The sequence below is a fragment of the Leeuwenhoekiella sp. A2 genome (assembly GCF_047946655.1).
Lineage (GTDB): Bacteria > Bacteroidota > Bacteroidia > Flavobacteriales > Flavobacteriaceae > Leeuwenhoekiella.
In genome coordinates, this window is sequence record NZ_CP172311.1 from 559,823 (window position 1) to 585,073 (window position 25,251).

Genomic DNA, 25,251 nt, shown 5'->3' on the forward strand with positions numbered 1-25,251 from the left:
GTTTTACTCCCAGATGTACGTGCCCACAGCACCAGCATCCAGAGAAGTTACCACCCATTTATTATTATACTTAATATTAAATTGGGTATTTGTGCTGCCATCATTTTCAACTAGTAAAACTTTTTTTCCATCAGGTGTTAAAAAAGCAACGTTTTGAAGATCTCCTTTTATCTCACTACTTATACGCAGGGAACCTTCAGGAACAAATTTTGAAGCATGAGCTATTATATAATAACCTACATTATGAGTGACAGTACTACCAGAATTAACAGTAATTGCTCCTTTACAAACTGTGCAGCCACCGTCTGTATGCGGCCCAAAAGATTCATCATTTGCAAGATTCCATTCTAAAGCATTTTTACTCCAGTTGCGCATAGAGCCAATAACCACATTTTTTAAATGCCATTTTAAAGTTCCGGCAAAATCATCATTAGATGAGTTATATTGCTCTGTGAAATACACATTTTTATCTGGAAATGCATTGTGTACTGTGCTCAATGCCTGAATATCTCCGGCATATAAATGAAAAGCAGAACCATCTACAAAAGCATTTGCAGCAGCATCACTTAACACTTCAATAGGATATTGCGGGTTATCACAGTTGTGATCATAAGTAATAATTTTAGTATCAAGATTTGCCGCCTGTAAAGCAGGACCAAGATTATTTTTAATGAAATCTGTTTGCTGTGTAGCTGTCATTACCATGCTGGGATTGTTACCACCATGAAGCGGTTCATTTTGGGGTGTTAAGGCATCTATGCTAATTCCTTCAGCTTGCATTTTCTCAAGATATTTTACCCAATAATTTGCATAAACTTCATAATATTGAGGTTGTAAACTGCCACCAACAAAACTGTTATTATCCTTCATCCAGACTGGGGCAGTCCACGGGGTAGCCATTATTTTAATTTGCGGATTGATCGCAATAATTTCTTTTAAAAGCGAAATAACTGCGCTATCCTGATCAAAACTAAATTGAGAAAGATCAAGATCTGTTTCGCCCTCAGGCAAATCATCGTAAGTAAAAGAAGTCTCATTTAAATCTGAAGCTCCCACACTTATTCTAAGATAACTTATACCAATAGATGTAGCAGAATCACCAAATAATTCATCAAGAAGTTCTGCCTTTTTTGAAGTTTCAAGTTCATTAATCACCTGAGCGCTCCCGCCAGTTAAGGTAAAACCAAAGCCATCAATAGCCTGAAAAGTCTGGTTGTCATCAACCTCGATATTGACAAATGCATTAGGTGTAGTATCAAACCCTAAGACTGTAGCTTGTTTTTGCAGCTCTGCACTACGATCTGCTTTTGTAAGCCAAAAATCCATATCATTTGTTGTAGATGTGGGTGGTGTAGGGGTTTCCGGAGTTTCTGGAACAGTAGCACTTTCTTCTTCTGATGAAGATGAAGAACAGCTAGTTTGAAAAAGCGTGGTACTTCCCAACAGGAAGATGAAAAAATATTTTTTCATAGATATATTCATTTACCTATCTTTTTTGGTATTTATTCATTTCATTGAAAACATAATTGAAAATCTCAAAAACAGAGTACAGCTACTCATGCAGTATAAAAAAAGAGCCTGTATCTATATAACACAGGCTCATATTCTTAATCTAATTACTTCCTCTCATTTCTACATTAGTAATAGATATTCCAGTAGAACCAAGGCTTTCTCCTCCAGACTTCATTAAAAGGTATATTGTTCCAGACTGATCAAAGGTTACCTTATTACCTGAGCCTACACAGCCCACTATAGATAATTTTCCTTCAAAGGCACCATTTGCACAGCCATCCCATGTACTGAGTCCCATTCTTCTACCGTCAGCAGAATAATCTTGATTTTGAACTGGTGGTGTTGTTGATGCATATACTTCAAACCACGTATTTAGCGCACCACTGCCCCAAACTTTCATATCGATAGTATATTCCTTATTTGCCTGAACTTCAATCGCCTGATATATTGCCTGTTGATTATAACCGCCACCGGTAACTGTAGCGCTGCCGTCATTAAATGTCCAGATAGTTCCGGAGTCACTTATATTTAGGACGGTCCACTGGTTTCTATCTTCATCATTTTGAAATTTACCTCCTTTCACCAAATTTCCTGCAACGGGATCTGACTGAGCAACTACAACTTCCTGAGAAACAGTATTAGTTTCTCCTCCTCTTCCTATAGCGGTATGATAAATGGTATAAGTGCCTGCATCAGGTAAAAACAATTCCTCTGTCGTGTCTCCTGTGTAAAAACCATCACCGGTATTCCACATTGAGCTAATAACATTTTCTGTGGCAGCCTGAAGCGTAAAATTGTTGGGCTGTCCTTCTACGGGAGTAACGGTAAATGTTGCATCAACTTCAGGATCTGCAAGACCATTACCAGAGCCAATCTCATCTGGCTGGCAACTAGTTATTGAACCTGCTGCCACCAGTACCATAATAAAATAAAAATATTTTATGTTGATTATTTTAATCATGTTGTTATGGTTTTTAGATTAATAATTAGGATTTTGAACGATAAGGGTGTTTTCTAACTCATTAAGAGGTATTGGCAGCACTTCGTTTTTACCCGCTGTAAAACCTTGACCTGAAAGGGCGTTTGCTGCTCTTCCGGTTCTTACAAGATCAAACCATCTGTGACCTTCTCCTGCAAGTTCTTTTCTGCGCTCGAGCATTATTGCATCCATCGTAACAGGAACCGGAGACAAGCCTACTCTTGCTCGTACTGCATCTAATAAAGCTTGCGCTCGAGCGCCATTTGCGCCCAAAGCTTCTGCCTCCATTAAATAAGAATCAGACAGGCGCATGATATATACATTTTGTCTGTAATTAAGTTCAGGAACTCCCCCTCCGTCTGACACATCTGTTTTTAAGGGCATAAATTTTTTAAGAAAATATCCCGTATCCTGATTTGCTGGTGTATAATTCACTTCACCCGCTGTTTGTAAAGCCTTGAGATCTGCTATAGTAACATCGAAACGAGGGTCACCTTTCAAAACATCGTACAATTGCTGAGTTACTGTATTAAAACTCCAGCCACCTGCATAATTAGGTGCTTTAGAATTAGCTGTAAGAGAAAAACCTCGGGGTCCTACCATTTGATTAACCGTATTCCCTTCATTCTGACCACCGCCCCAGTTGCCGTAATCTACATTAGCATCGCTGGTACTTGCTACCTCGATTATTCCTTCTGAATTAAAACCTACTGAACTTCCAAATAAGTCGGCATAATTGCTCACTAATTTATAGCCATATTTACTGGTTCCTCCGGGGGTGCCATTAACCTCAGCTAATTGCGCTGCAGCCGCATCATTCTTGCCTTCATATAAATAAACTTTACCTAAAAGTGCCTGTACACTGCCTTTTGTAAAACGCCCTCCATCTGTATCAAGATTTTCAATCATATTTGGTAAAGCTGGCATTGCTTCCTGTAAGTCAATTTCTATTTGTGCATATACAGCTTCTGGAGTGGCTTGTTCTACATTATAAATTTCACTGGTTAATACCGGTTCTGTAAATAATGGAACATTACCAAAAAGCCTAACTAATTCAAAGTAATAATAACCTCTTAAAGCTTTTGCCTCTGCTGTAAATCTTGCTTTTAGATTTTCATCCATTGGCACATCCGGAAGTTTTTGAAGCAGAATATTTGCCCTGAAAACCCCTTGAAAATAATCATTCCAAAAACTTGGTGGGATGGTTGAAGGATCTATGGTATAATTATTAAAAGATTGTATCCCCGCTCCATCAGAAGGGCTACCACCACCAGCATTAAAATCATCAGACCCCGCATTCATCATCGTGATCATATTTTCGAAAGTCTTAGCTTGTTTGCCCATTATATCATAAGTAGCTACAAGACCAGAATAAGCCTGATCTGCATCTTCATAATAGTTGTCTTCCAGAAATGTACCTTGTGGTTTTAATTCTATATATTCTCTAGAGCAGGACAGCGAAAGACCGCTTATAACCAAACCTATTAAAGGATATGCTATTGATTTAAGTTTCATAACTCTTTTTTTAAAATTGTAAATTAACTCCTAGTAAACCAGTGATTGCCTGGGGATAATATCCTCGGTCTATTCCAAAAACGCCCCCACCTATTTCCGGATCAAAACCTGTGTATTTAGTGAAAGTCACTAAATTTTCGCCGGTAACATAAATTCTCAATCTGGATAAGCCTACACGTTGTATGGCTTCTGCCGGTAAAGTATATCCCAGCTGAACTGTTTTAAGTCTTAAATAATCACCTTTCTCCAGGTAAAAATCAGATGGATTAGAGAAGTTATTATTATTGTCGCTATTAGATAGCCTTGGGTACGAATTTGAGGAGCCCTCGCCGGTCCATCTTCCTAATGCCGCAGTTTGATAATTTGCATTTGTGATGTCAAGTCTTCTTAAGCCCTGAAATATTTTATTTCCTGCAGCTCCCTGAGAGAAGATTAAAAGATCAAAGTTTTTATAATCCAGATTTATGGTGAATCCAAATGTATATTTAGGAATAGAACTTCCCAAAAATTTTCGATCTGCCTCTGTAATTACACCATCGTCATCACTGTCTACCCATTTAAAATCGCCTGGCACAGCATTAGGCTGAATAACCTGTCCCTGAGAATTTACATAATTTTCAATCTCTGCCTGATTTTGAAAAATACCGTTAGTTTTAAATCCGTAAAACGTATTGAAAGACTGGCCCACCGCAGTACGTGTTATAGGATAATTACCAGATTGTATTGTAGCACCTCCTGAAAGAAAATCTATACCTTCACCCAAGTAGGTCACCTCATTTTCCAAATAAGAGAAGTTTGCATTAGCAGAAATATTAAAATTTCCTATTGATTTGTTGTATCCTAATTCTACATCAAAACCTTTGTTGATCATATCTGCCACATTTGCTGCCGGGTTTCCTGTTGCTCCTATATAACCTGGAAGCCTTAAATCTTGCAGTATCCCCACAGTTTTTTTCTTATACAAATCAACAGTTAGTGTAATATTATTTATTAAACGTGCATCAAAACCAATGTTTGATTGTCTTGTTTCCTCCCATTTGAGATCTGGGTTTGCCGGAGCATTGGGGCTGTTACCTATTACTACAGATGCAACATTGCCAAATGTGTAATTTCTACCTGAACCTATCGTAGATAAATATCTAAAGTCACCTATTGCATCACTTCCTACAATACCATAACCACCACGAATTTTAAGTTGGTTTAATATATCACTATCCTCAAAGAAGCCTTCTTTAGTAGGCACCCATCCTAAAGAAAATGATGGAAACCAACCGTATTTATTATTGCTACCAAAACGAGTAGAGCCGTCTCTTCTAATAATTCCTGTAAATAAGTACTTCTCTTTATAATCATAAGTAAGTCGAGAAAATAGTGAAGTTACTCGGTGCTCTGTACCTATATAAGCACTAGCTATAATCTGATCGTCTGGTACATCAAAAAATGCCGCATCATCACGATTTGTAACAGGAATATTATTGTAAGTGACTGTTTCACCTTTACTATCATTCTCTGTATACGTTCCCTGACCTAATAATAAACTGAAATTATGATCTCCTATTTCTTTAACGTATGAAAGAGTGTTCTCTATATTCCATCCAAATCCTCTGTTTGTACCTCTTGAGATGTTGTTCTGAGAGGTAACTGTTGAACTGTTTAAATAAGAAACCGGCGTGAAACTTTCATTACCATAATAAGCAAGTTTTCCACCTAGTGTACTCTTGAAGTTTAAGCCTGGAATTAATTCCAGATTAACATAGACATTCCCTACAAAATTATCTGCCCAGCTATAATTACCTAAACGAGTTTGAATATAAGCAAGAGGATTTGTCATTTCCTGAAGAACCAGATTTGAAATACCATAAGGATTACCATTTTCATCTCTCATTATACCCTGATTAGTTGAATAAGGTGATGCGTTTGCTACAGTTGCATCTGTAACCACTACAGGAGTGAGAGGATCTAAATTTATAGCAGAACTCAACGGGCCACCAAACTCACTGTTTGTATTACCCAAACCAGTGCTCTTTTCATTAGAATATCCTACTGTCTCCCCTAATGTGATGAAATCATTTATCTTATGGGTAGAATTAAGTCTGATATTCTTTCTTGTATAATGAGAAATATCTTTGGTAACTATACCTTCTTGATCTAAATAACCAAATGAGAGGTAGAAAGTAGATACATCATTGCCCCCACTTAAACTCACTTCATGATTTGTGCGTTGTGCACTATTATTAAATATGACATCCTGCCAGTCTGTACCGGCTCCTATACCTGCAGCATCCGGAAACGGAAGCGTAAGATCTGATGGAGAACCAGTAAAATCGTTAGCATATTTTTCATTAAATAATGTGGCATATTCGGTGCCATTCAGCAAATCAAGTTTTCGAGCCGGGCCTGATAAACCTGTGTACCCTGTATAATTCACAGTTAACTTGCTTTTGCTACCTTTTTTTGTGGTTACTAAAATGACACCAGCAGCTGCACGAGCTCCATATATCGCTTGAGATGCAGCATCTTTTAAAACTTCAATAGACTCTATGTCAGATTGATTAAGATAACCTATACCTCCTGCATCTACTATCACTCCATCAACTACCCATAGTGGTTCATTATTGCCAAAACTTGTTACCCCCCTTACCCTTATGGTAGAGGATGAACCAGGCTGCCCAGAGTTTGCAGCAATAGTAAGACCTGATGTTCGTCCTTGCAATGACTGCTCCACACGCGTTACCGGGAGGTTTTCTAATTCAGTAGCTTTTACACTTGATATAGCTCCGGTTACGACACTTTTTTTCTGTGTACCATACCCTACCACTACAACCTCTTCTAAAGCAGCGGCATCTTCTTTAAGTGTAATTTGAAAATTGGTAGTAGTACCTACAGGAATGGTCTGGCTTTCAAAACCAACAAAAGAGACTACTAAAACATCTTCCGGAGCTGCAGATAAATTAAAGTTTCCGTCAAAATCGGTTTGGGTTCCGGTTGAAGTTCCTTTAATTAAAACATTAGCACCTGGTAATGGCATATTTGAACCATCTAGTACTGTTCCTGTAATTTCTTTTGATTGTGCCCAGCTTAAGCTGACACTCAACAACAGCATTACTAAAAAGTAATTTTTAATTCTCATTAGATATTAAGATTTATTAGATTGTGGATATTTTCTTTAACACTACGACGTACAAACCATTATGACATTCGCAATTAAATGCCTTTCGAAAACGTTTTCATGTTAATTTACCTAGCGACTAAATTAAAATATCATAATTCGACTTATCTCTAAATCGATACACTTGAGTTACGCCACAATGTTAAATATATACGTCATTTATACGTCAATTTTCATTTTAATTTGATTTTCAGATGAATAAAAAATATTTTTATATTTAATTAATGATATTTTTGCTCGCACTTATCTTCTGAATTTTTAACACACATCTTTTTTATATAAAATGCTAATAAAACTTATTTTAAAAATACTTTTTGGAATGACCTTTTGGTCTTTTTATATATGTTCTGCACAGGAAATACCACGCAATACAAGTGGTATAATTCCTAAAATCACACATTATAGTCGCAATGATTTTCATGCGGATGGTCAGTTTTGGACAATGAGCGAAGATAAAAATGGCATACTCTACTTTGGTAATAATGACGGGGTCCTCGTGTTTGATGGTGAAAGATGGCAGAAGGTAACTTTACCAAATCATTCTACAGTACGCAGTCTTATTACAACAACAGACAATGTTGTACATGCTGGAGGTTTCAATCAAATTGGAACTATTGATCGGGATTCTTTAGGTAATTACTTTTTTAATTCTCAAAATGAACAGCTCAAATTAGACAATGAGAAAATTGAAAATCTATGGCAAGTTCATGACTTTCGAGGATATTTAATTTATAGATCCTTTACAGAGCTTATTGTTGTTACTGGTAGTACAGCTACCCACATTCAAGCTAACAATCGCTTTATTCAATCTGGAGTAGTGGGAGATCATTACTATGTTCAGGATATGAATTTTGGAATTATGGAATTTGATCCTCAATCCATGAGTCTTAAAAAATCTTTTCAATTTCCCGAAAATGAAGGCTCTGTAGTCGCTTTTTTACCAACCAACCAAGAAAATGAATTGCTCATTGTCACTAAATCTGGAGTGATCCTGAAAGCTGATAGAAATAAAGGCACATTAACAGAATTGAAAAATCTATTTAATCCTGAAGAACAGGAACAAATAATTAGTGCAAAAATGTATAAGAATGATTATTTGCTTGGCACACTTAGCTCTAAATTAATGATACTACGGCAAAATGGTGAACTTATTAGAAAACCCTCATCCTTTTTGAAGTTGTTTAACTCAACCATATTAGATGTTCAATCTTCTCAGGATGAAAATAGTCTCTGGGTTTTAATGAATAATGGTTTAGACTATGTTGAGTTTAATTCACCTGTATCCCATCTTTTTGATTCTTCATCCATATCAGATATTTATTTGGATAAAGACACGCTTTATCTTGCCACAAATACTGGAGTTTTCTATTCAAAATTTGACATTTCTAATTACGATATTAATACTTTAAATTTTGAAAAAGTACAGAATCTTGAAGGTCAGTCGTGGTCTATTACTAAACAAAAGGGCAAAATTCTAATTAGCCATGATAAAGGACTGTTTTACCTTGACAAAAACAAACCTGTAAGAATAGGTGGTGCAAATGGTATATGGAAAGTTATACCAGTGCAGGGCAAGTCTAACACATTTATTGCTGCCAGTTATTATGGCTTATACCCATTAACTTTCACTAACGGAAGCTGGATTTTAAATGAAAAGATAAAAGGGTTTAATGAATCTGGAAGAGATATTTTACAAGTTGACGCCAATAATACTTTTTGGGTTTGTCATGGTTATAAAGGAGTATACCGACTCAAATTAAACGATAATTTAAGTCGTGTTTTTGCATTAGAACATTTTACAGATAAAAATGGTCTGCAATCCCCCTTTAATGTAAATGTCACAAACTGGAATGATACTATAATTTTTACAACAAATACCGGAATCTATACATTTGATTCAACTTCTACGAAATTTATTCCATATAAACCATTAAATGATATTCTCGATCCAAAATTTAATACTCGTAAAATTATACAAAATGATTCACGAGTATGGTTTGTGGAAGATGATGAAGTTGGTTATTTTGATAATGACTCTGAAAACAAAGAACTTCATAAAAATTTATTTCTAAATCTCAAAGGAAGCTTAAACCGGGGTATGGAGAGTATTTGGCCACTCAGTAAGTCTCAAGTCCTTATAGGTTCTATAAATGGTTTATTTCTTTATGATACAAAAGAGAGCTCCCAAAATTTAAATCCTGCAACAATACTTACAAGTATTACTTATACAAAAAAGCAGAATCAAAAGTCTAAGCCACTTCCGCTTCATCAAAAAGCAGATTTAAATGACCCGATAGATATATTACGTTTTGAGTTTGCCGCGCCTCAATTAACACCTTCATCAGAAAAAGAATTTCAATATAAACTAGAAGGGGTAGATAATGAATGGTCTAACTGGGATAGTAATGCTTTTAAAGAATACACACATCCACATCCCGGCACCTATACATTTAAAGTTCGCGCACGCAATTTAATAGGTCAGGCCGCAGATGAAACTTCTTTTAATTTTACCATACCACCTCCATGGTATCAAACTAACGTAGCATTTATTTTTTATCTTATACTTTTTACAGGCCTTACAGCAATCACTGTTTACTTAATTAGTCAAAAAATTGAGCGGGAGCGACAAAAAGAAAAACAGGCTGCTAAAAAATCAAAGAAATTACTCCAACTGGAAATTGAGCAGTTAAAACTCGAGCAGGATAAAGCGCGCATAAAAAAACACAAGCAAGAGCTGGAAGAAGATAATCTTACTAAAAGCAAAGAACTTGCAAACTATACCATGCTCCTGGTAAAAAAGAAAGAAATTTTTACGGATACCTACAATGCCTTAAAAGATTTTAAAAACTCTTTAAAAACTCAAGCAGCTCGTAAACGCTTGCAGGAAGTGTTGTTTAACCTGAACCAGCACCGTATGGGGGAAGAATATCTAAATGTATTTGATATCCATTTTGAAAAAGTACATCAGAATTTTTTCCATCAATTAAAAGAAATTGACACAACAATAACAAAAAGGGAATTACGCCTATGTGCCTTTGTTAAAATGAATTTAACCAATAAAGAAATCGCTCCTCTTTTAAACATATCTGTGCGCGGAGTTGAAACAGCACGATATAGGATTAGAAAAAAATTAAATGTAAAAGATGAGAACCTCACTGAATTTTTAGAAAATATAACCGCTTTTTCTGAATCAGGTCATTGAGAAATTAGCTGCTTTCTACTTACTCAGTTTAAGTTTGTCCTTTTAAAACTTGTATGGTGCCATTATGAAGTAAGTTCATAAGGAAAAAACATAAATATTCTTCAATTCCTAAAATAAAAAAATACGCTTAGCTGATTAGTGGTATGTTTTTTGACCAATCCGCTGTCATGAAACAAACGCTTAGCAAAGAGAAGACAGAAAAAGGGTTAGTAACTATAAAGGGAGCACGACAAAACAATCTTAAAAATATCTCATTAGAAATTCCGCGTGATGCATTGGTTGTATTTACGGGGATATCAGGATCAGGAAAGTCTTCACTTGCTTTTGGCACTTTATACGCTGAAGCTCAGCGACGATATCTAGAATCAGTTTCGCCCTATGCTAGGCGCCTTTTCCATCAAATGCCAATACCAGAAGTAGATGAAATTGAAGGTTTACCACCCGCTGTGGCCTTACAGCAGCAACGCGGTACTGGTACTAACCGCTCTTCTGTAGGTTCGGTCACTACATTGTCTAATTTGTTACGCATGTTATATTCCCGTGCGGGCGATTATCCAGCCAATCAACCTCTTTTGTATGCTGATTCATTTTCAACCAATACAGCAGATGGAGCCTGTCCAGAATGTCACGGACTTGGCAGGGTATACCAGGTAACAGAAAAAAGCATGGTCCCTGATGATACTTTAACCATTAGGGAGCGAGCCATTGATGCATGGCCAAAAGCCTGGCAGGGAAAAAATCTTCGTGACATTCTGGTAACTTTGGGTTATGATGTTGACATTCCATGGAAAGATCTTCCACAAAAAGACCGTGACTGGATCTTATTTACTGATGAACAACCACAGGTACCAGTATACCGGGACTTTAACCGAAAAGAAGTAAAAAGTGCTATCAAAAATAAAATTGAACCCAGTTATAAAGGTACGTTCACAGGTGCTAAAAAATATGTGTTACACACATTTGCAAATTCGCAGAGTGCGTTAATGAAAAAACGTGTGTCACAATACATGCTTAGCAGTGAATGTCCTGTCTGTCATGGCAAACGGTTAAAGCGCGAATCACTTTCAGTTACTTTTGCGGGTTATGATATTGCCGATATTTCCAGGCTGCCACTAAAAACATTACGATCAATCTTCTTTCCATATAGTGATGGCTCAGCACCTGGGCTAATTAAATTAGAAAACGATCATAAGGAGAAAGCTCTAGTGGCACAACGCATTGCTGAAGATTTTGTGTCTCGTGTTGATATTTTGTTAGAATTAGGACTTGGTTACTTATCGTTAGAGCGTACTACACCTACCCTATCTCCTGGCGAGCATCAGCGTTTAAGATTAGCCACTCAGGTGCGTAGTAATCTTTTTGGTGTAGTGTATGTTTTAGACGAGCCTTCTGCAGGCTTGCATCCAGCTGATACAGAAGCTCTGTTAAAAACATTAGATAGATTAAAAGCCAGCGGGAATTCGCTTTTTATTGTTGAGCATGAATTAGACGTAATTCGCAATGCAGATTGGCTGGTAGATGTTGGTCCGGATGCAGGTGAAGGTGGTGGTGAGATCTTATATAGTGGCATACCAGAAGGCTTAAAGAATATTTCAAGATCTAAAACCAGAGAACATTTATTTGATGATCGCCCATTTACATTGCCAGCGCACCGGGAACCTTTAGGATGGTTGCAATTAAGTGAAGTTACCCGAAATAATTTAACAAATCTTGATGTGTCTTTTCCTTTAGGTGTATTAACCAGTGTGACTGGCATTTCAGGTTCAGGTAAAAGCAGTTTGGTAAGTCAGGTTTTGGTAGATTTAATGTCGGCGCAATTAGGTAAAGTACATTCAGCAGAAGACGAAGAAGATGATGACTTGCAACAGGACGTTGTAGAAACAATAGGCGGTAAAATTACTGCTGGCGGCGAAAACATAAAACGAATGGTCGTGGTCAATCAGAAACCTATTGGTAGAACACCGCGTTCTAACTTGGCAACATATACAGGCTTGTTTGATATAGTAAGAAAATTATTTGCTTCTACAGAATTGGCTAAAAAACGCAAGTATAATGCCGGCCGATTTTCATTTAATGTAGGTAAAGGACGTTGTCCTAACTGTGAAGGAGAAGGCTTTGTTATGGTTGAGCTATTATTTCTTCCTAGTGTATACGCCCCCTGTCCTGTATGCAGTGGTACACGTTACAATGATAAAACCTTAGAAATAACTTATCAGGATAAAAATATAGCTCAGGTTCTAAATATGACCGTTAATCAAGCCACTGACTTTTTTGAAAGAGATGACAGAGTACTTAGAACACTTGAAATTTTAAAAGAAGTAGGTTTAGGATATTTACGTCTGGGACAGCCCGCCACAGAACTTTCTGGTGGGGAAGCTCAGCGTATAAAGCTTGCTAAAGAATTACAGCGTACTAATCGAGGGAATACGTTATATATTTTAGATGAACCTACAACAGGATTGCATCCTACAGATGTAGAGAAATTACAGCTTCAATTGGAAAGATTAGTTGATGCAGGAAATACGGTAATTGTTGTAGAACATGATATGCAAATAATCGCCGGTAGTGATTGGGTTATTGATATAGGACCGGGAGCTGGAGAAGAAGGAGGAAAAGTGGTAGCAACAGGTACGCCCGAAGAAGTGGCAAAGAACAAACAAAGTAAGACAGCACATTATTTAGCCAGAAAATTAAATGGTCACCCTGCACTTATTGCTTGAATAAAAGGATGATTTAAATTAGATTTAAAAACCCGTAATGAAGATTATGGGTTTTATTTTTCTGTGAATTTCCTAGCTTAAGGTCTGCAATTTCCATATCATTTCCCATTTAAAGGATTCTCTCTTACAAAACCACCGTCATCAAAACTGATATGATATGAAGATTTAAATAGTTTACTGGGTAAATAATAGTCTGTGGTAATGATTTGTGCCCCTGAACTTTTAGCAGCTTTAAAATTTGAATAATCATTATTTCTTGCTTCCGTAGTATTGGCATCAGCGCGGGTTCTTATGATATATCCTTTATTTACTAATTCAGGAATATTTTTATTTTCAGGATCATTTATAATCATAGCGGCAGCTTCGGGACTGCCTGCTTCTGCATTGATAAACATCACTCTTCCGTTTAATGAGGGATGTCCTTCAGAATAGATATACCTCTTTTCACCTTTGGCATCTAAAATAAAAAGAAATTTGCCTTGCCCCTGTTTTAAAGTTGGCCAGTTATTGTGGAGTACAGCTTCTTCTAAAGTAGAATAATCACCTTTCACATCTTCCGGAATTATAATATGATCACGCCCTAAGTTTCGCAATAAGGTTGAATCAAGTGCTGTAAAAATTTCATTTGTAAAAGGCTCAGGCGTTGTTCCAAAACCATTACTATCTCCATCCTTAGGTTCTAAGGTTATAAAAATTGTCTCATGATTTGAATGAGCATCAGACCATTTTCTAAGATCAGCTAAACACTCTGCTAAAAGATAATAATCACTTCTAAAGTCAATATCAAGAACGTGCAGCATTTTAAAACCAGAGAGATTCATTTTGCCCTCTGGGTCATACACAGGTTGTTCTCTAACCCATTCTAAACCTTTCGGTTTTGCAAAGCGCCCTCCTTTCTCGTCAGCATATGCATCGAGTTCAAGATTGCGCAAACCCATATTTAATTGATCAATAATAGGAATATGCTCGTACTGCAAACTGTAAATGCCACCAGTTGTGTCCTTTTTTTCTAAAAACTTAAAAAGTTGTGGCGCTATCGCTTTTTTGTAACTGTTGTGTGACCCAATAACCTGCAACTGGTTTATTCTTCTGATTTGTGATACCTCATCCTTTTCTTCCTGACCATAGGATAAGAAAGGAGAACAGTATGTGACAAGAACTAAAACAATAAGAAAATATCTTTTCATAAGAAGGTTTATAGACAACTGTAAAAGTAGAGTGACTGTGTTAACTAAGAGTAAAATGAAGAATAAGGTATGTAAACACGAACTACTTATTATAACTATTTACAACCTTTTCGTAAGCGGGTTTATGTTAACCAAAAATTAGTTGAAGCTTTTATAAAGGTTATGAAAAATGAAGAAAACAGATTTTAATTAACCCTATGATAAATTCTAAAAAAAGAGAAAGAAATACAGATTCATTTATTTAGAGGTACTCTAAAAACCCGAAAAATAATTAATAAAAACCCCTTAAAATGACATAAAACCAGCCAAAAACAAGTAAAAATCTCCAGAAAAAGCTTGAGTCACGCAATAGGCTTTCGCGAAAAAAAACCGTAGCTGCTACCAACAACTACGGCATTATAATTAAGCAATGTTAACCAATTACTTAAATACATGTATTTTAAAATTACACATTTAAAATCGAAAGAAATCCTTTTTGGTCTTTCGGTTTTATTCTTTTCACAACTGGGCCAGGCGACAACCTTTACCGAGTCTGAAATTTATAATAACGCAACCCTCAATTCCCTACAACAAACCATTACCGGTACAATAACAGATGACAAAGGAGTTCCGCTGCCTGGAGCTACTGTTAGGGTAATAGGGAGTAATGCAGGAGTAACAACAGATTTTGACGGGAATTTCTCTATAGAAGCAAATACAGGCGATGTTCTGGAAGTTTCTTTTGTAGGTTTTCAAAACTACGAGGTCGCTTTATCAGGACAAACTACATTAAATATTCAATTAGAAACAGCCACTTCTCAATTAGATGAAGTAGTAGTTGTAGGATATGGTACCCAGACTAAAAAAGACCTTACCGGTGCGGTAAGTCAGTTATCTGCAGATGACTTTAAAAAAGGCGTAAATGTTTCTCCAGACAATCTGCTTCAGGGTAAGGTTGCCGGTGTTCGTGTTGTTCAATCCAGTGGTGAACCAGGCGCAGGAGTAGATGTTTCCATTCGTGGTATCGGGTCTATTCGTAGTGGTAGTACTCCACTATTTGTGGTTGATGGAGTTCCGCTAAGTAATGAGAACGTGAGTGCAGGAAGCCCAGATTTTGGCTTAGGAAATTCTACAGCAAAAAACCCTTTAAATTTCTTAAACACATCAGATATTGAGTCTATTACTGTTCTTAAAGATGCCTCTGCCGCCGCTATTTATGGAGCACGTGGTTCTAACGGGGTTGTTATTATTACTACTAAACAAGGTAAAAAGGGTGACGCCACTATTACAGTAGATTCCTATTTAAGTGTAGCGCAGGTCATCAACAAAATTGATGTTTTATCTGCAAGCGAATATCGCGATGCCATAACAGATCCTTCTTACGATCATGGTGGCAATACTGACTGGCAGGATGAATTGTACCGCGATGCGATCACGCACAATCATAATTTTTCTTTTGCGAAAAAGACCGAAAGTGGGAACTACTATGCTTCTTTATCTTATATGAATCAGGAAGGTATTGTAGAAACAAGCGGGTTTGAAAGAACTACAGCCCGTTTAAATGCCGAAGAGTCCTTTTTTGACAATAAGCGATTAAGGGTGAAAATGAATTTAACCGCCAGCCAGATCAATGAAAATGGTGTTCCTAACGGCGCAGATGCCGGGTCTGATGGGCAGCTTATTATTCATGCCTTAATGGCAAACCCCACTCGTTCTGTTTTTGATGAGAATGGTGAGTACACTAATTTCAACATGAATGCACATTACAACCCATTGTATTTACTGCATATTTATGATGATAAAACAGAAACACTACGTGTACTAGGTAATATTGAAGCTACTTTAAGAATTATTGACGGGTTAGAGTACAAATTCAATTTAGGGATAGATCGCTCTAGTTCTGAAAGAAATTCTACCATTTATCCTAATGTCACAGACCGTACTCCTGACGGGGCTTATGTGCAGAATAATCTAGATTCTCAAAGCTCTTTGATGGAACATTATTTAACCTATAAATTCGGGTTCGATCAAAGCAAATTTGAAGTGCTAGGTGGTTTTTCTTATCAAAAATTCAACTTCTCTGGCACTAATTTTTCAATATCAAACATTGCTGATATGGGCAGCGGTGTAGCTCCGGAATACAATCCGGGATATTCGGGAGAACAATCAGTAGTTAGTGGGTACGCTCAGGAGAATGAATTACAGTCTTACTTTGGGAGGGTTAATTACAATCTTGCAGATACATACTTAGTCACTGCTTCAATACGCGCAGATGGATCGACTCGCTTTGGCGAAAACAATAAATACGGCTACTTCCCATCATTTGCATTGGGCTGGTCTTTAGATAAAGAAAATTTCCTTCAAAATATTGAAGAAATAAGTCAGTTAAAATTAAGAGCAAGCTGGGGGCAAACAGGTAATCAGGAAGTGCAGAATAAGATCACTCAGGCTAGTTATTCTCAATCTGCTCCCGGTGGTTATTATTTATATGACGACTTTAATTTGATAAATGGTATTGTCGTAAACAGAACTGCAAACCCAGATTTAAAATGGGAAGTTGTAACTCAATTTGATCTGGGGTTAGACTTTAGTTTATGGGATAATAAATTATACGGTTCATTAGATTATTATAATAAAACCACAACTGATGCCATTTTAAATATTCCTTCAGAACCATTAAGCCCTACCACCACTATCTGGAAAAACATAGACGGTGAAATCGTGAATAAAGGATTTGAATTTGCTCTTGGTTCTCAACTGGTAAATACTGGTGATTTTTCATTAACATTAGATGTTAACGGTGCTACTCTCAACAATGAGATCAAAGATCTACCGGTTTCAGAATTGTATTCCGGAAGCATTGCAGGCCCGGGATTATCTGGCGTAGCCGCAAACATTTACAAGAGTGGATATGAAGCCGGTGCCTTTTACATGTTGAAGCATTTAGGTTTTGACGCAGATGGTATTGACATTTTTGAAGACTTTAATGACGATGGAGTGATTAACAGTAATGACCGCCAAATATTTGAAGGTGCTTTACCTAATTTCACTTTTGGCATCAACACAAATCTCACTTATAAGCGATGGGATCTGGGATTGGCCTTTATTGGCCAGACCGGTGGTTATTTGGTCAACAATACCAACCTCGCATTAAACATCAACAATTTAGCTTCAGACCGAAATGTCTTAGCAGAGTTTTATGAAGCGGGCGCTAACACACAAAATACTCCGCAGCTTTCTACATTATATATGGAGAAATCAGATTTTCTTCGTTTAAACAATGCCAGATTAGGATACAGTTTTAATGTGGAAAATTTAAACTGGCTGCAAGGGGTAAATCTTTACCTAAGTGCTCAAAATTTATTTACTATCACCAACTATTCAGGATATGATCCTTTGATTAACAGTCCGCGTTCATCAGGAGGAAATCAATCTATAGGTATAGATTATACCACCTATCCGTGTTCAAGATCATATATGATTGGTGCAACTCTTAAATTATAATAAATGAAAATTTCTAATATAAAATCTAAAATATTATTCGTCTCTCTTTTTAGCATTACACTCTTTAGTTGTACAGATCTGGAAGAGGAAGTTATAGACGAAGTGATTGGGGGGCAAAGCTCTAATCCAGAAAGTGCTATGGCTGCAGCTTACGGGCAACTTGCAGAAGGAACGTTTACAGATCATGGCAATGTATTTGGCCTGCAGGAATATCCTACAGATGAGTGCATGCTCCCTACGCGCGGTAGTGACTGGGGAGATGGTGGTAAATGGCGCGCTTTAACTGAATTTACCTGGGGTACTAACAACGCTGCAGTGGCTTCAACATGGAATGCCCTAAACAGCGGAATTACTAAATCTCTAACGGCTATAGAATCTTTACAAGCCAGTCCAGATTATGAAAATCATGAGTTATTTTTGGCAGAAGCCAGAGGATTATTAGCTTTCTATGTTTACACAACTCTAGACTTATTTAATCAGGCACCATATAGAGATCCATTTTCTGAAGATGCTTCGTTAGAGATTCTGCAGGCAGATACAGAGATCGATAATTTAATTACAGAAGTTGAATCAATAATCCCTCAACTTGCAGATCTTGGGCAGCAACGCACCTTTAATGGTCGTTTTACCAGACAAGCAGCTTATGCCCTACTGGCAGATATGTATTTAAACAGAGCTGTATTTAAAGATCGCTACAATGCTTCTTCAAGTTTTGATTTTACAGAAACAGCTGTCGACAACAGTGGCGATGATATGGATAAAGTCATTCATTATACTTCTTTGTTGATTGATGGAAATTTTAGCCTGGAGAGTAATTATTTTGACAATTTTGCCATTGATAATGCTGAAGGTTCAGAAAGTATATTTGCAGTCACACAGCAAAATGATAATATACGCAGAAGTGATAATGACTTTGCATATATGCCTATGGGGCGTGCTCAAAAGCCTACACCAGATAACAGAGGTACAAACGCTTCTAGCGTAGAACCTGAGTTTTATTACACCTGGGATGGTAATCATGATGATCCTCGTTTTCACCGCTACTATGATTATTCAGACGGGACCTGGTTTATGAATGATGGCACTACTGGCAGCGTACCTGCAGAAGATGTAAGACCAGACACCGGCTTGCCTTGGTTTCACTTTAACAGAGGTTTATTAGCCGGTCAACAATACGGCCCAACCCTTGACGGTAAAGGTGGATTTGAAATGTCCACAGATGGCAGAATCGCCATTAGCAAGCTGTATATGGAAAAAAACACAACCGTTCCTATGGACTTTACTCCAGAATTGGATTTAGATAATCCACAACAAGCGGTTTTCTCTCAGGATCAAATAAACCGAGGTGTGCGTAATTTTAAATGGGAATTTGATCCCGAATACGGAAACGGAAGCAGCGCAGTTGACATACCTTTATACAGATTAGGAGGCATTTACTGCATGAGAGCAGAAGCCTATTTTAGAAAAGGACAAACTGGTAGTGCTTTAACAGATATCAACCTTTTACGCACAAGCAGAACACGTGAAGCTTTGTTTGATAATGCTCCCGGGAAACCTATCGCATCTATCGATGAAGAAACACTGTATAATGAAATAGGTTTTGAAATGTATTGGGAAATGAACCGTCGTAAAGAAATGATTCGTTTTGGCACCTACGACAGCGCTTATACTGCAAAAGCTGTGACCCAGCCTTATTTGAGAGTGTATGCGATACCTCAGGAAACTATAGATGTAACCGCAGAGATTAGTCAAAATCAAGGTTATTAAACTAAGAACAGAAACTAAATAAATTAAAGGAGTGATTTCTAAATTCACTCCTTTTTTCTTTTTAATTTAAAATCGAAACATCTGAAGAATGATGAATAAAAAACTAAGCATACAAATATTAGGAATGCTTTTGCTGTTAGTATCAATGGCTGGCATTGCCCAGAATAAATACAAACTGCATGCTCATAACGATTACGAGAAAGAGTTTCCGTTTTGGGAAGCCTATATACACGGTGCAAACTCTATAGAGGCAGATGTATTTTTAAAAGATGAAAAACTATATGTCACACACGCAGAACAAGAAATTAACGATAACCAGACGCTGAAAAACCTCTATTTAGACCCCATTTCACAGCTCATAAAAAACAATGAACTTCGTGAACTACAATTACTAGTTGATATTAAATCTGAAGCTTATTCTACCCTGCAAAGCATTATCGAAGCTGTACAAGAAAATCCGGAGTTAACTGCAAATAAAAAGCTTCGCATAGTAATTTCAGGAAACAGACCGGCACCTGAGGATTACATAAAGTACCCTGAATTTATTCAATTTGACCATCAAAGTTTAGATGATTTAGACAAGATCGATCTGGAAAAAGTCGCTATGATCAGTAAAAGTTTTGGCTCTTATTCACATTGGAATGGTTTAGGAAGATTAACTGAGACAGATCTGGAAAAAGTCAAATCTGTAATTAAAAAAGCGCATAGCACAGGGAAGCCCTTTCGGTTTTGGGGAGCGCCCGATACAAAAACTGCATGGAGCAGGTTTGCAAACCAGGGAGTCGATTTTATAAACACAGACGATCCCGCTCTCGCCTCAGCGTTCTTAAAAGATCTGGATAACAGAACTTTCACTTTAGATGATCCAATTTCTGTTTACAAACCTCAATTTGATTATGACACAAACAGCAAGCCTAAAAATGTTATTTTAATGATAGGCGATGGTAATGGCTTAAGCCAAATTTCTGCTGCGCTAATTGCTAACAGAGGTGAATTAACGCTTACCCAACTTCAGGAAAATGGCCTGATAAAAACTTCCTCTTTTGATGATCTGGTCACAGATTCTGCTGCCGGCGCCACAGCAATAGCTACTGGAACAAAAACCAATAACCGCGCTATAGGAACCGCTCCCAATGGCAAAAATCTAAAAGATCTTACTGAAATCCTCTCAGCAAACGGATTCATAAATGGCATTATCACGACAGATAAAATTACAGGAGCTACGCCTTCTTCTTTTTTTGCACATCAAATAGAGCGCGATAACAGGGATGAAATTTTACAGGATCTCAACAACAGTACAATAGACTTCTTTATTTCTGAAGGAACTGACGATTTTGAGAAGATTAAAGGAGCTTTTGTGCAGAAAGAAATTACTCAATTTGAAAATTTTGATCAGCGCACAGCGGTGTACCTTTCTCCAGACAAATCAAGATCAGAAAATGAGTTTACAAAGGATATAAAAAAAGTGCTTCATGCATTAGAAGATCAGGATAAACCCTACTTTTTAATGATTGAAGGTGCTAAGATTGACTCTAACGGCCACGCAAATAATACAGGTGGAATTATCAATGAAATGCTTGATTTTGATAAGGCTATTGCCGAAGTTTTGAAGACTGCAGATAAAAACAAAAACACGCTGGTGGTAATTACAGCAGACCATGAGACATCAGGATTTGGTATCATGCAAGGCAACCTTAAAGATGGCACAGTAGAAGGTGGTTTTTTATCTAATGATCATACCGCGAGTATGGTTCCTGTATTTTCTTATGGCCCGCAAGCTCATAATTTTACAGGAATCTTTGAGAACACAGCAATTTTTGATCGTATTTTAAAAGCTCTAGAAATAACCCGATAATTAGTCTAAATCGTCGATTTTACCCGTTTTTAGGTCGATTTTTAAATGATCTGCAGGTAAACCATTTAAGAATTTGTTGAAAATGCTCATAAACAAATAGAGTTTTTGAGCATTTTTATTAGATGTTTTTTGATAAGTAGTATTCTTTAAAAATGCATCAATTATTTGAGCATATTGCGTTAAGCGTTGCGAAGGAATATCCCGAAAAGCGAGTTTGTCTGCATTTCTCACCTTGTAAAAATCGGTTATCATTTGGTCTGCATTCCATTTCGCGTATGCATTTAAATCACCTGAAGTTTCCCCTTTAACGCCTGAAATTGCTTTCTTATCTTTTAGAAATTGTTCCGGACTTAAATCATCTTTATAATTTGCTAAGAAAAGGAGATCTTTTCCGTTAAGATTAGACAGAAATACATAAAAATCTTCAGGCCAGTCATTTGGTATAAAGCGCAGTTTGATCAAACTCTCAAGATGCCTTTCGGCGAAATCATGGTAATTTTTGGAATCTAGAATTTCATGGTTCCAAACAGGTTTCCCCACGCTTTCTAAATATTTATATTCTTGCTCATAAAGTGGAAACAACTGCTTAAAATTTGGGACTTCATCAATTGTAACAGTCTCAACTTCTGCAGTGCCTTCAACTAAAGTTAAAAGTTTGTAACCGGGAATATAGGCGGCCAAAGAAGGCGTCTGGATATTGACTAAAAAAAAGCCTTCACCGTAGTCTCTTTTCCCCGTATCATTAATGTGCATGTGGCCGGCAAAATGAATTTTCACTCCGGCATGCGCAAGGGTTTTGGCAATACGCTCTTCAGGAACTCGCTCTAATTGCCATTTGTTTTCGCCTAACAAATCTTTTAATTCTGAAGAAGCATCTTCATTAAAATCAATTGCTGGGTAATGACTAAAGGCTATTAGTTGTTTGTTGTATTTTTTCGCTTTAAGCGCCACATTTTTAATCCAGCTAAACAGATGCTTTTTATAATCAATCGCGTTATTATACCCTTTTCCGGCGCCGCTTAAACCTCCATTTTGTTGAGGAATGTACGTATTACCATCAATTGCGAGAAGCCAGACACCATCAACAGGTTCTACCAGATAAGAAGCATCGGGGATTTTAAGCGTATCATTTAACTGGTACATCCGGTTTTTTAGTCTCCCCGCTTTCCTGGCTTTTTTAAAGGAATAGTTCTCATAATTATATTTAGAAAATGGAGTTTCCCAATACAGATAAGATGCCTGCGGATTAAAACCAAAATGGCTCAATGTTTTTAGAATTGTTTCATAGCCTGCATGCTCAAGTGCACTTTCTATTATTACATCATTTTCACCCGATTTTGGCGTGTACAGCCCGATTTTGCTATAAATTGGCTGATTTTTGCCATTTGCACCTAAAAAATCGTTTTTACCTCCCGCGATATTAAAAGGCTGAACAGGATCATGATTTCCTGTGGTAATGAAAAATGAAATACTGTACTTTTCCTGATATTCTTTTAAAATTTTTGAAAGCCCTTTAAGATTTAAAGGCTGGCCATCATCAGTATAATCACCGGGCAATGCCACCAGTTTTATACCCCGTTTAGCAATGTCATCAAGCACTGCGCGCAAGGCAAAATAGTTCTCATTAAAAAGCCTGGTTGAATGCAATTGCGCATTCATCGTTCTTATTTTAGCTTTTTTGTTTGTGCCGGGAACAGGAACACCATCAAAATTTGCATAATCTGCATAGATATCCAGCAAATGAATATCTGCAACAAACGCGATCTGCGTAGATTTTTCCTGAGCTTTAGTGACTAGCGGAAATAACAGAATTATAAGAAAGAAAAATTGTTTTAACATTGGTAAAATTTTAGGCTAGTTTACAATCTATAATTTTATTTACCATTACCTCTTTGTTAAGTAACCGGCTGCTTTTTCGCCTTTAGGCTAAAACATTTCTAGCGGGGCATCTCGATCTCAACATTTTTATTACAGAAATAAACTATTAGAATGGATACCCAAATCTGTCTCTTGGTTAGCCTAAATGATTCTAAAATTAAGCAGAACTATCTTAGATTTTTGCCGTAATAGTTTTAATAACAAACTTATATTTACTTCGTGCTAGAGATAATTTTGCTGATATTTTTCTCATTAGAAAATCGGCAGAATTATATTAAAAATCGCCTAAAATTGACAAAAATCGATGCGTCATATTATAAAACCAGTGAAGTTTAGCCTTTACTTAACAAAATATTGATTTAAATACATACAAAAACCTCCCTCAAATTATTATCTTAAATAACCTAAAACATTAATTTTTTGCTACATGCTTAATTTCCTTTTTGTTGCTTCAGAAAATGATGCTATTCCAGAATGTAAAGCCGGCGGTATGGGCGATGTGGTGAGAGATGTACCCAGGCAAATTTCAGAAAGAGGTGACCGCGTTCATGTAGTTGTTCCGGCTTATTCCAGACTACATAAAAATGCAAAATTTGTGGCTAATCTTTTCTTTAAATTGAGAGATGAGGATTACCGCGCAGAGATCTATGAGGTACAACCTAAAAAAGAGTTTGAAAATATAACGCATTATGTAATTCACCATCCCGAAATACAAAGTGGCGATATTGCGCACATTTATCACAATGACCGGCTGGAGCCGTTTTACACAGATGCCATTAAATTTTTCGTTTTCTGTAAAGCCGTTTCACAAGCGATGCTTCAGGGAGTTTTTGGCCAATTAGATATTGTGCATTTGCATGACTGGCACACCAGTGCTCTTCTATTTATAAAGGAATACGATCCTAATCTATTGATCTTAAAAAATATAAGATACGTTTATAGCATTCATAATCTGGCCATTCAGGGAATACGCCCTCTTGATGGTAATTATTCTTCAGTAAAGAGTTGGTTTCCACACATGAATTATGATTATGAGAAGCTTAAGGATGACAGATATCCTGATTGCATTAATCTTATGGCTGTGGGTATACGCCTTGCAGACGCTGTGCATACCGTTTCCCAATCGTACAAAGATGACATACAGCAACCCAGCAAACCGCCAGAATTTATAGGTGGTGAAGGGCTGGAAAAAGATTTGCAGGCGGCAAACAATGAAGGCAGATTGTTTGGTATTCTTAATGGTGCTAATTATGCCAATATAAGAAGCGCAGAAAAAGGAAGATTATTTCCTAATATCATTTTGGCGATATTTAAATGGCTTCAGCAGGAATCAAAGAAATACAAATCAGATTTCCTTGCTCACACCGGTGAACAGTTAATGCCTTATTTCGAAAACAAACCCCGGTTTATTTGTTCAAGCGTTGCGCGTTTAACAGAGCAGAAATTTTACTTTTTCAAAAGATCGCCTGAAGCGCTGATTGAAATTTTAAAAAAGCTGGAATCTGTAAATGGAATTTATATGTTGCTTGGAACCGGTGCCCCGGAATATGAAGAGCTTTTGCGAAAAATTAGTTATGAATACCGAAATTTCATTTTTATAAACGCACAGTCTGAAGATGTTATAGATTCTCTTTACTTAGAAACTGATCTCTATTTTATGCCCAGCCTTTTTGAACCATGCGGTATAAGCCAGATGCTTGCCATGCGTAACGGCAATCCTTGTTTTGTACATAATACCGGCGGTTTAAAAGATACTGTAGAAAATATGGTTACCGGTTTCTCTTTTGATGGAGAAACTTATGATGATAAAATAGCCAATATGGTAGCAGGTTTTGATACTATTCTTGACATTTTTAATAACCAGAAAAGTAAATGGAAAGAGATACAAAAGAACGCTAAAGCGAAACGATTTACCTGGAAGGCTTCTCTTGATGAGTATTATAAAGACCTTTATGAACTCCCACAATAACAAGCACACTTATAA

Annotated in this window: 12 protein-coding genes; 6 read left to right on the forward strand and 6 right to left on the reverse strand. The window is 36.9% G+C overall.

Going from position 1 to position 25,251, the window contains the following annotated elements:
• Positions 1 to 3 precede the first annotated feature (3 nt).
• The 4 genes from ACH3PA_RS02460 to ACH3PA_RS02475 form a co-directional block, all read right to left on the reverse strand.
• Entirely contained in the window at positions 4 to 1,470 is a 1,467-nt protein-coding gene (locus tag ACH3PA_RS02460) for a glycoside hydrolase family 30 protein (protein WP_416440820.1), read from the reverse strand.
• Between the two features lie 142 nt (positions 1,471 to 1,612).
• On the reverse strand, positions 1,613 to 2,473 hold the full coding sequence (locus ACH3PA_RS02465; protein WP_416448408.1) for a hypothetical protein: 861 nt from the start codon (positions 2,471 to 2,473) through the stop codon (positions 1,613 to 1,615).
• An 18-nt stretch (positions 2,474 to 2,491) separates the two neighbouring features.
• The gene (locus ACH3PA_RS02470) at positions 2,492 to 4,006 is read right to left on the reverse strand and encodes a RagB/SusD family nutrient uptake outer membrane protein (protein ID WP_416440816.1); all 1,515 of its coding nucleotides are present in this window, start codon (positions 4,004 to 4,006) and stop codon (positions 2,492 to 2,494) included.
• A 10-nt stretch (positions 4,007 to 4,016) separates the two neighbouring features.
• Entirely contained in the window at positions 4,017 to 7,136 is a 3,120-nt protein-coding gene (locus ACH3PA_RS02475) for a SusC/RagA family TonB-linked outer membrane protein (protein ID WP_416440814.1), read from the reverse strand.
• Positions 7,137 to 7,458: 322 nt separating this feature from the next.
• Between ACH3PA_RS02475 and ACH3PA_RS02480 the strand changes: the two genes are divergently transcribed.
• Together ACH3PA_RS02480 and uvrA are read left to right on the forward strand one after the other, a co-directional pair.
• On the forward strand, positions 7,459 to 10,377 hold the full coding sequence (locus ACH3PA_RS02480; protein WP_416448409.1) for a triple tyrosine motif-containing protein: 2,919 nt from the start codon (positions 7,459 to 7,461) through the stop codon (positions 10,375 to 10,377).
• Positions 10,378 to 10,544: 167 nt separating this feature from the next.
• Positions 10,545 to 13,097, forward strand: a complete 2,553-nt coding sequence (gene uvrA, locus ACH3PA_RS02485; protein ID WP_416440810.1) for an excinuclease ABC subunit UvrA — start codon at positions 10,545 to 10,547, stop codon at positions 13,095 to 13,097.
• A gap of 98 nt (positions 13,098 to 13,195) precedes the next feature.
• Here the strand turns inward: uvrA and ACH3PA_RS02490 are convergent, their stop codons facing one another.
• Positions 13,196 to 14,284: a phosphatidylinositol-specific phospholipase C1-like protein gene (locus ACH3PA_RS02490; RefSeq protein ID WP_416440808.1), complete on the reverse strand. Its 1,089-nt coding sequence runs from the start codon at positions 14,282 to 14,284 to the stop codon at positions 13,196 to 13,198.
• 432 nt (positions 14,285 to 14,716) lie between these two features.
• On the opposite strand from ACH3PA_RS02490, the gene ACH3PA_RS02495 reads away from it, so the two are divergent.
• From ACH3PA_RS02495 to ACH3PA_RS02505, 3 genes are all read left to right on the forward strand, one after another.
• A complete protein-coding gene (locus tag ACH3PA_RS02495; protein ID WP_416448410.1) occupies positions 14,717 to 17,767 on the forward strand; it encodes a SusC/RagA family TonB-linked outer membrane protein in 3,051 nt (1,016 codons plus the stop codon).
• Between the two features lie 3 nt (positions 17,768 to 17,770).
• On the forward strand, positions 17,771 to 19,534 hold the full coding sequence (locus tag ACH3PA_RS02500; protein WP_416440804.1) for a RagB/SusD family nutrient uptake outer membrane protein: 1,764 nt from the start codon (positions 17,771 to 17,773) through the stop codon (positions 19,532 to 19,534).
• Between the two features lie 88 nt (positions 19,535 to 19,622).
• Positions 19,623 to 21,389, forward strand: a complete 1,767-nt coding sequence (locus tag ACH3PA_RS02505) for an alkaline phosphatase (protein ID WP_416448411.1) — start codon at positions 19,623 to 19,625, stop codon at positions 21,387 to 21,389.
• On the opposite strand, the gene ACH3PA_RS02510 is transcribed toward ACH3PA_RS02505, so the two are convergent.
• A complete protein-coding gene (locus ACH3PA_RS02510) occupies positions 21,390 to 23,228 on the reverse strand; it encodes a metallophosphoesterase family protein (RefSeq protein ID WP_416440800.1) in 1,839 nt (612 codons plus the stop codon).
• Positions 23,229 to 23,694: 466 nt separating this feature from the next.
• Here ACH3PA_RS02510 and ACH3PA_RS02515 point away from each other — a divergent pair, with 466 nt between their 5' ends.
• Positions 23,695 to 25,236, forward strand: a complete 1,542-nt coding sequence (locus ACH3PA_RS02515; RefSeq protein ID WP_416440798.1) for a glycogen synthase — start codon at positions 23,695 to 23,697, stop codon at positions 25,234 to 25,236.
• Positions 25,237 to 25,251 lie beyond the last annotated feature (15 nt).

Bases quoted from the DNA above. Each gene is read 5' to 3' on its own strand.
- ACH3PA_RS02460 (WP_416440820.1), bottom strand. From the start codon at position 1,470: ATGAAAAAATATTTTTTCATCTTCCTGTTGGGAAGTACCACGCTTTTT.
- ACH3PA_RS02465 (WP_416448408.1), bottom strand. From the start codon at position 2,473: ATGATTAAAATAATCAACATAAAATATTTTTATTTTATTATGGTACTG.
- ACH3PA_RS02470 (WP_416440816.1), bottom strand. From the start codon at position 4,006: ATGAAACTTAAATCAATAGCATATCCTTTAATAGGTTTGGTTATAAGC.
- ACH3PA_RS02475 (WP_416440814.1), bottom strand. From the start codon at position 7,136: ATGAGAATTAAAAATTACTTTTTAGTAATGCTGTTGTTGAGTGTCAGC.
- ACH3PA_RS02480 (WP_416448409.1), top strand. From the start codon at position 7,459: ATGCTAATAAAACTTATTTTAAAAATACTTTTTGGAATGACCTTTTGG.
- uvrA (WP_416440810.1), top strand. From the start codon at position 10,545: ATGAAACAAACGCTTAGCAAAGAGAAGACAGAAAAAGGGTTAGTAACT.
- ACH3PA_RS02490 (WP_416440808.1), bottom strand. From the start codon at position 14,284: ATGAAAAGATATTTTCTTATTGTTTTAGTTCTTGTCACATACTGTTCT.
- ACH3PA_RS02495 (WP_416448410.1), top strand. From the start codon at position 14,717: ATGTATTTTAAAATTACACATTTAAAATCGAAAGAAATCCTTTTTGGT.
- ACH3PA_RS02500 (WP_416440804.1), top strand. From the start codon at position 17,771: ATGAAAATTTCTAATATAAAATCTAAAATATTATTCGTCTCTCTTTTT.
- ACH3PA_RS02505 (WP_416448411.1), top strand. From the start codon at position 19,623: ATGATGAATAAAAAACTAAGCATACAAATATTAGGAATGCTTTTGCTG.
- ACH3PA_RS02510 (WP_416440800.1), bottom strand. From the start codon at position 23,228: ATGTTAAAACAATTTTTCTTTCTTATAATTCTGTTATTTCCGCTAGTC.
- ACH3PA_RS02515 (WP_416440798.1), top strand. From the start codon at position 23,695: ATGCTTAATTTCCTTTTTGTTGCTTCAGAAAATGATGCTATTCCAGAA.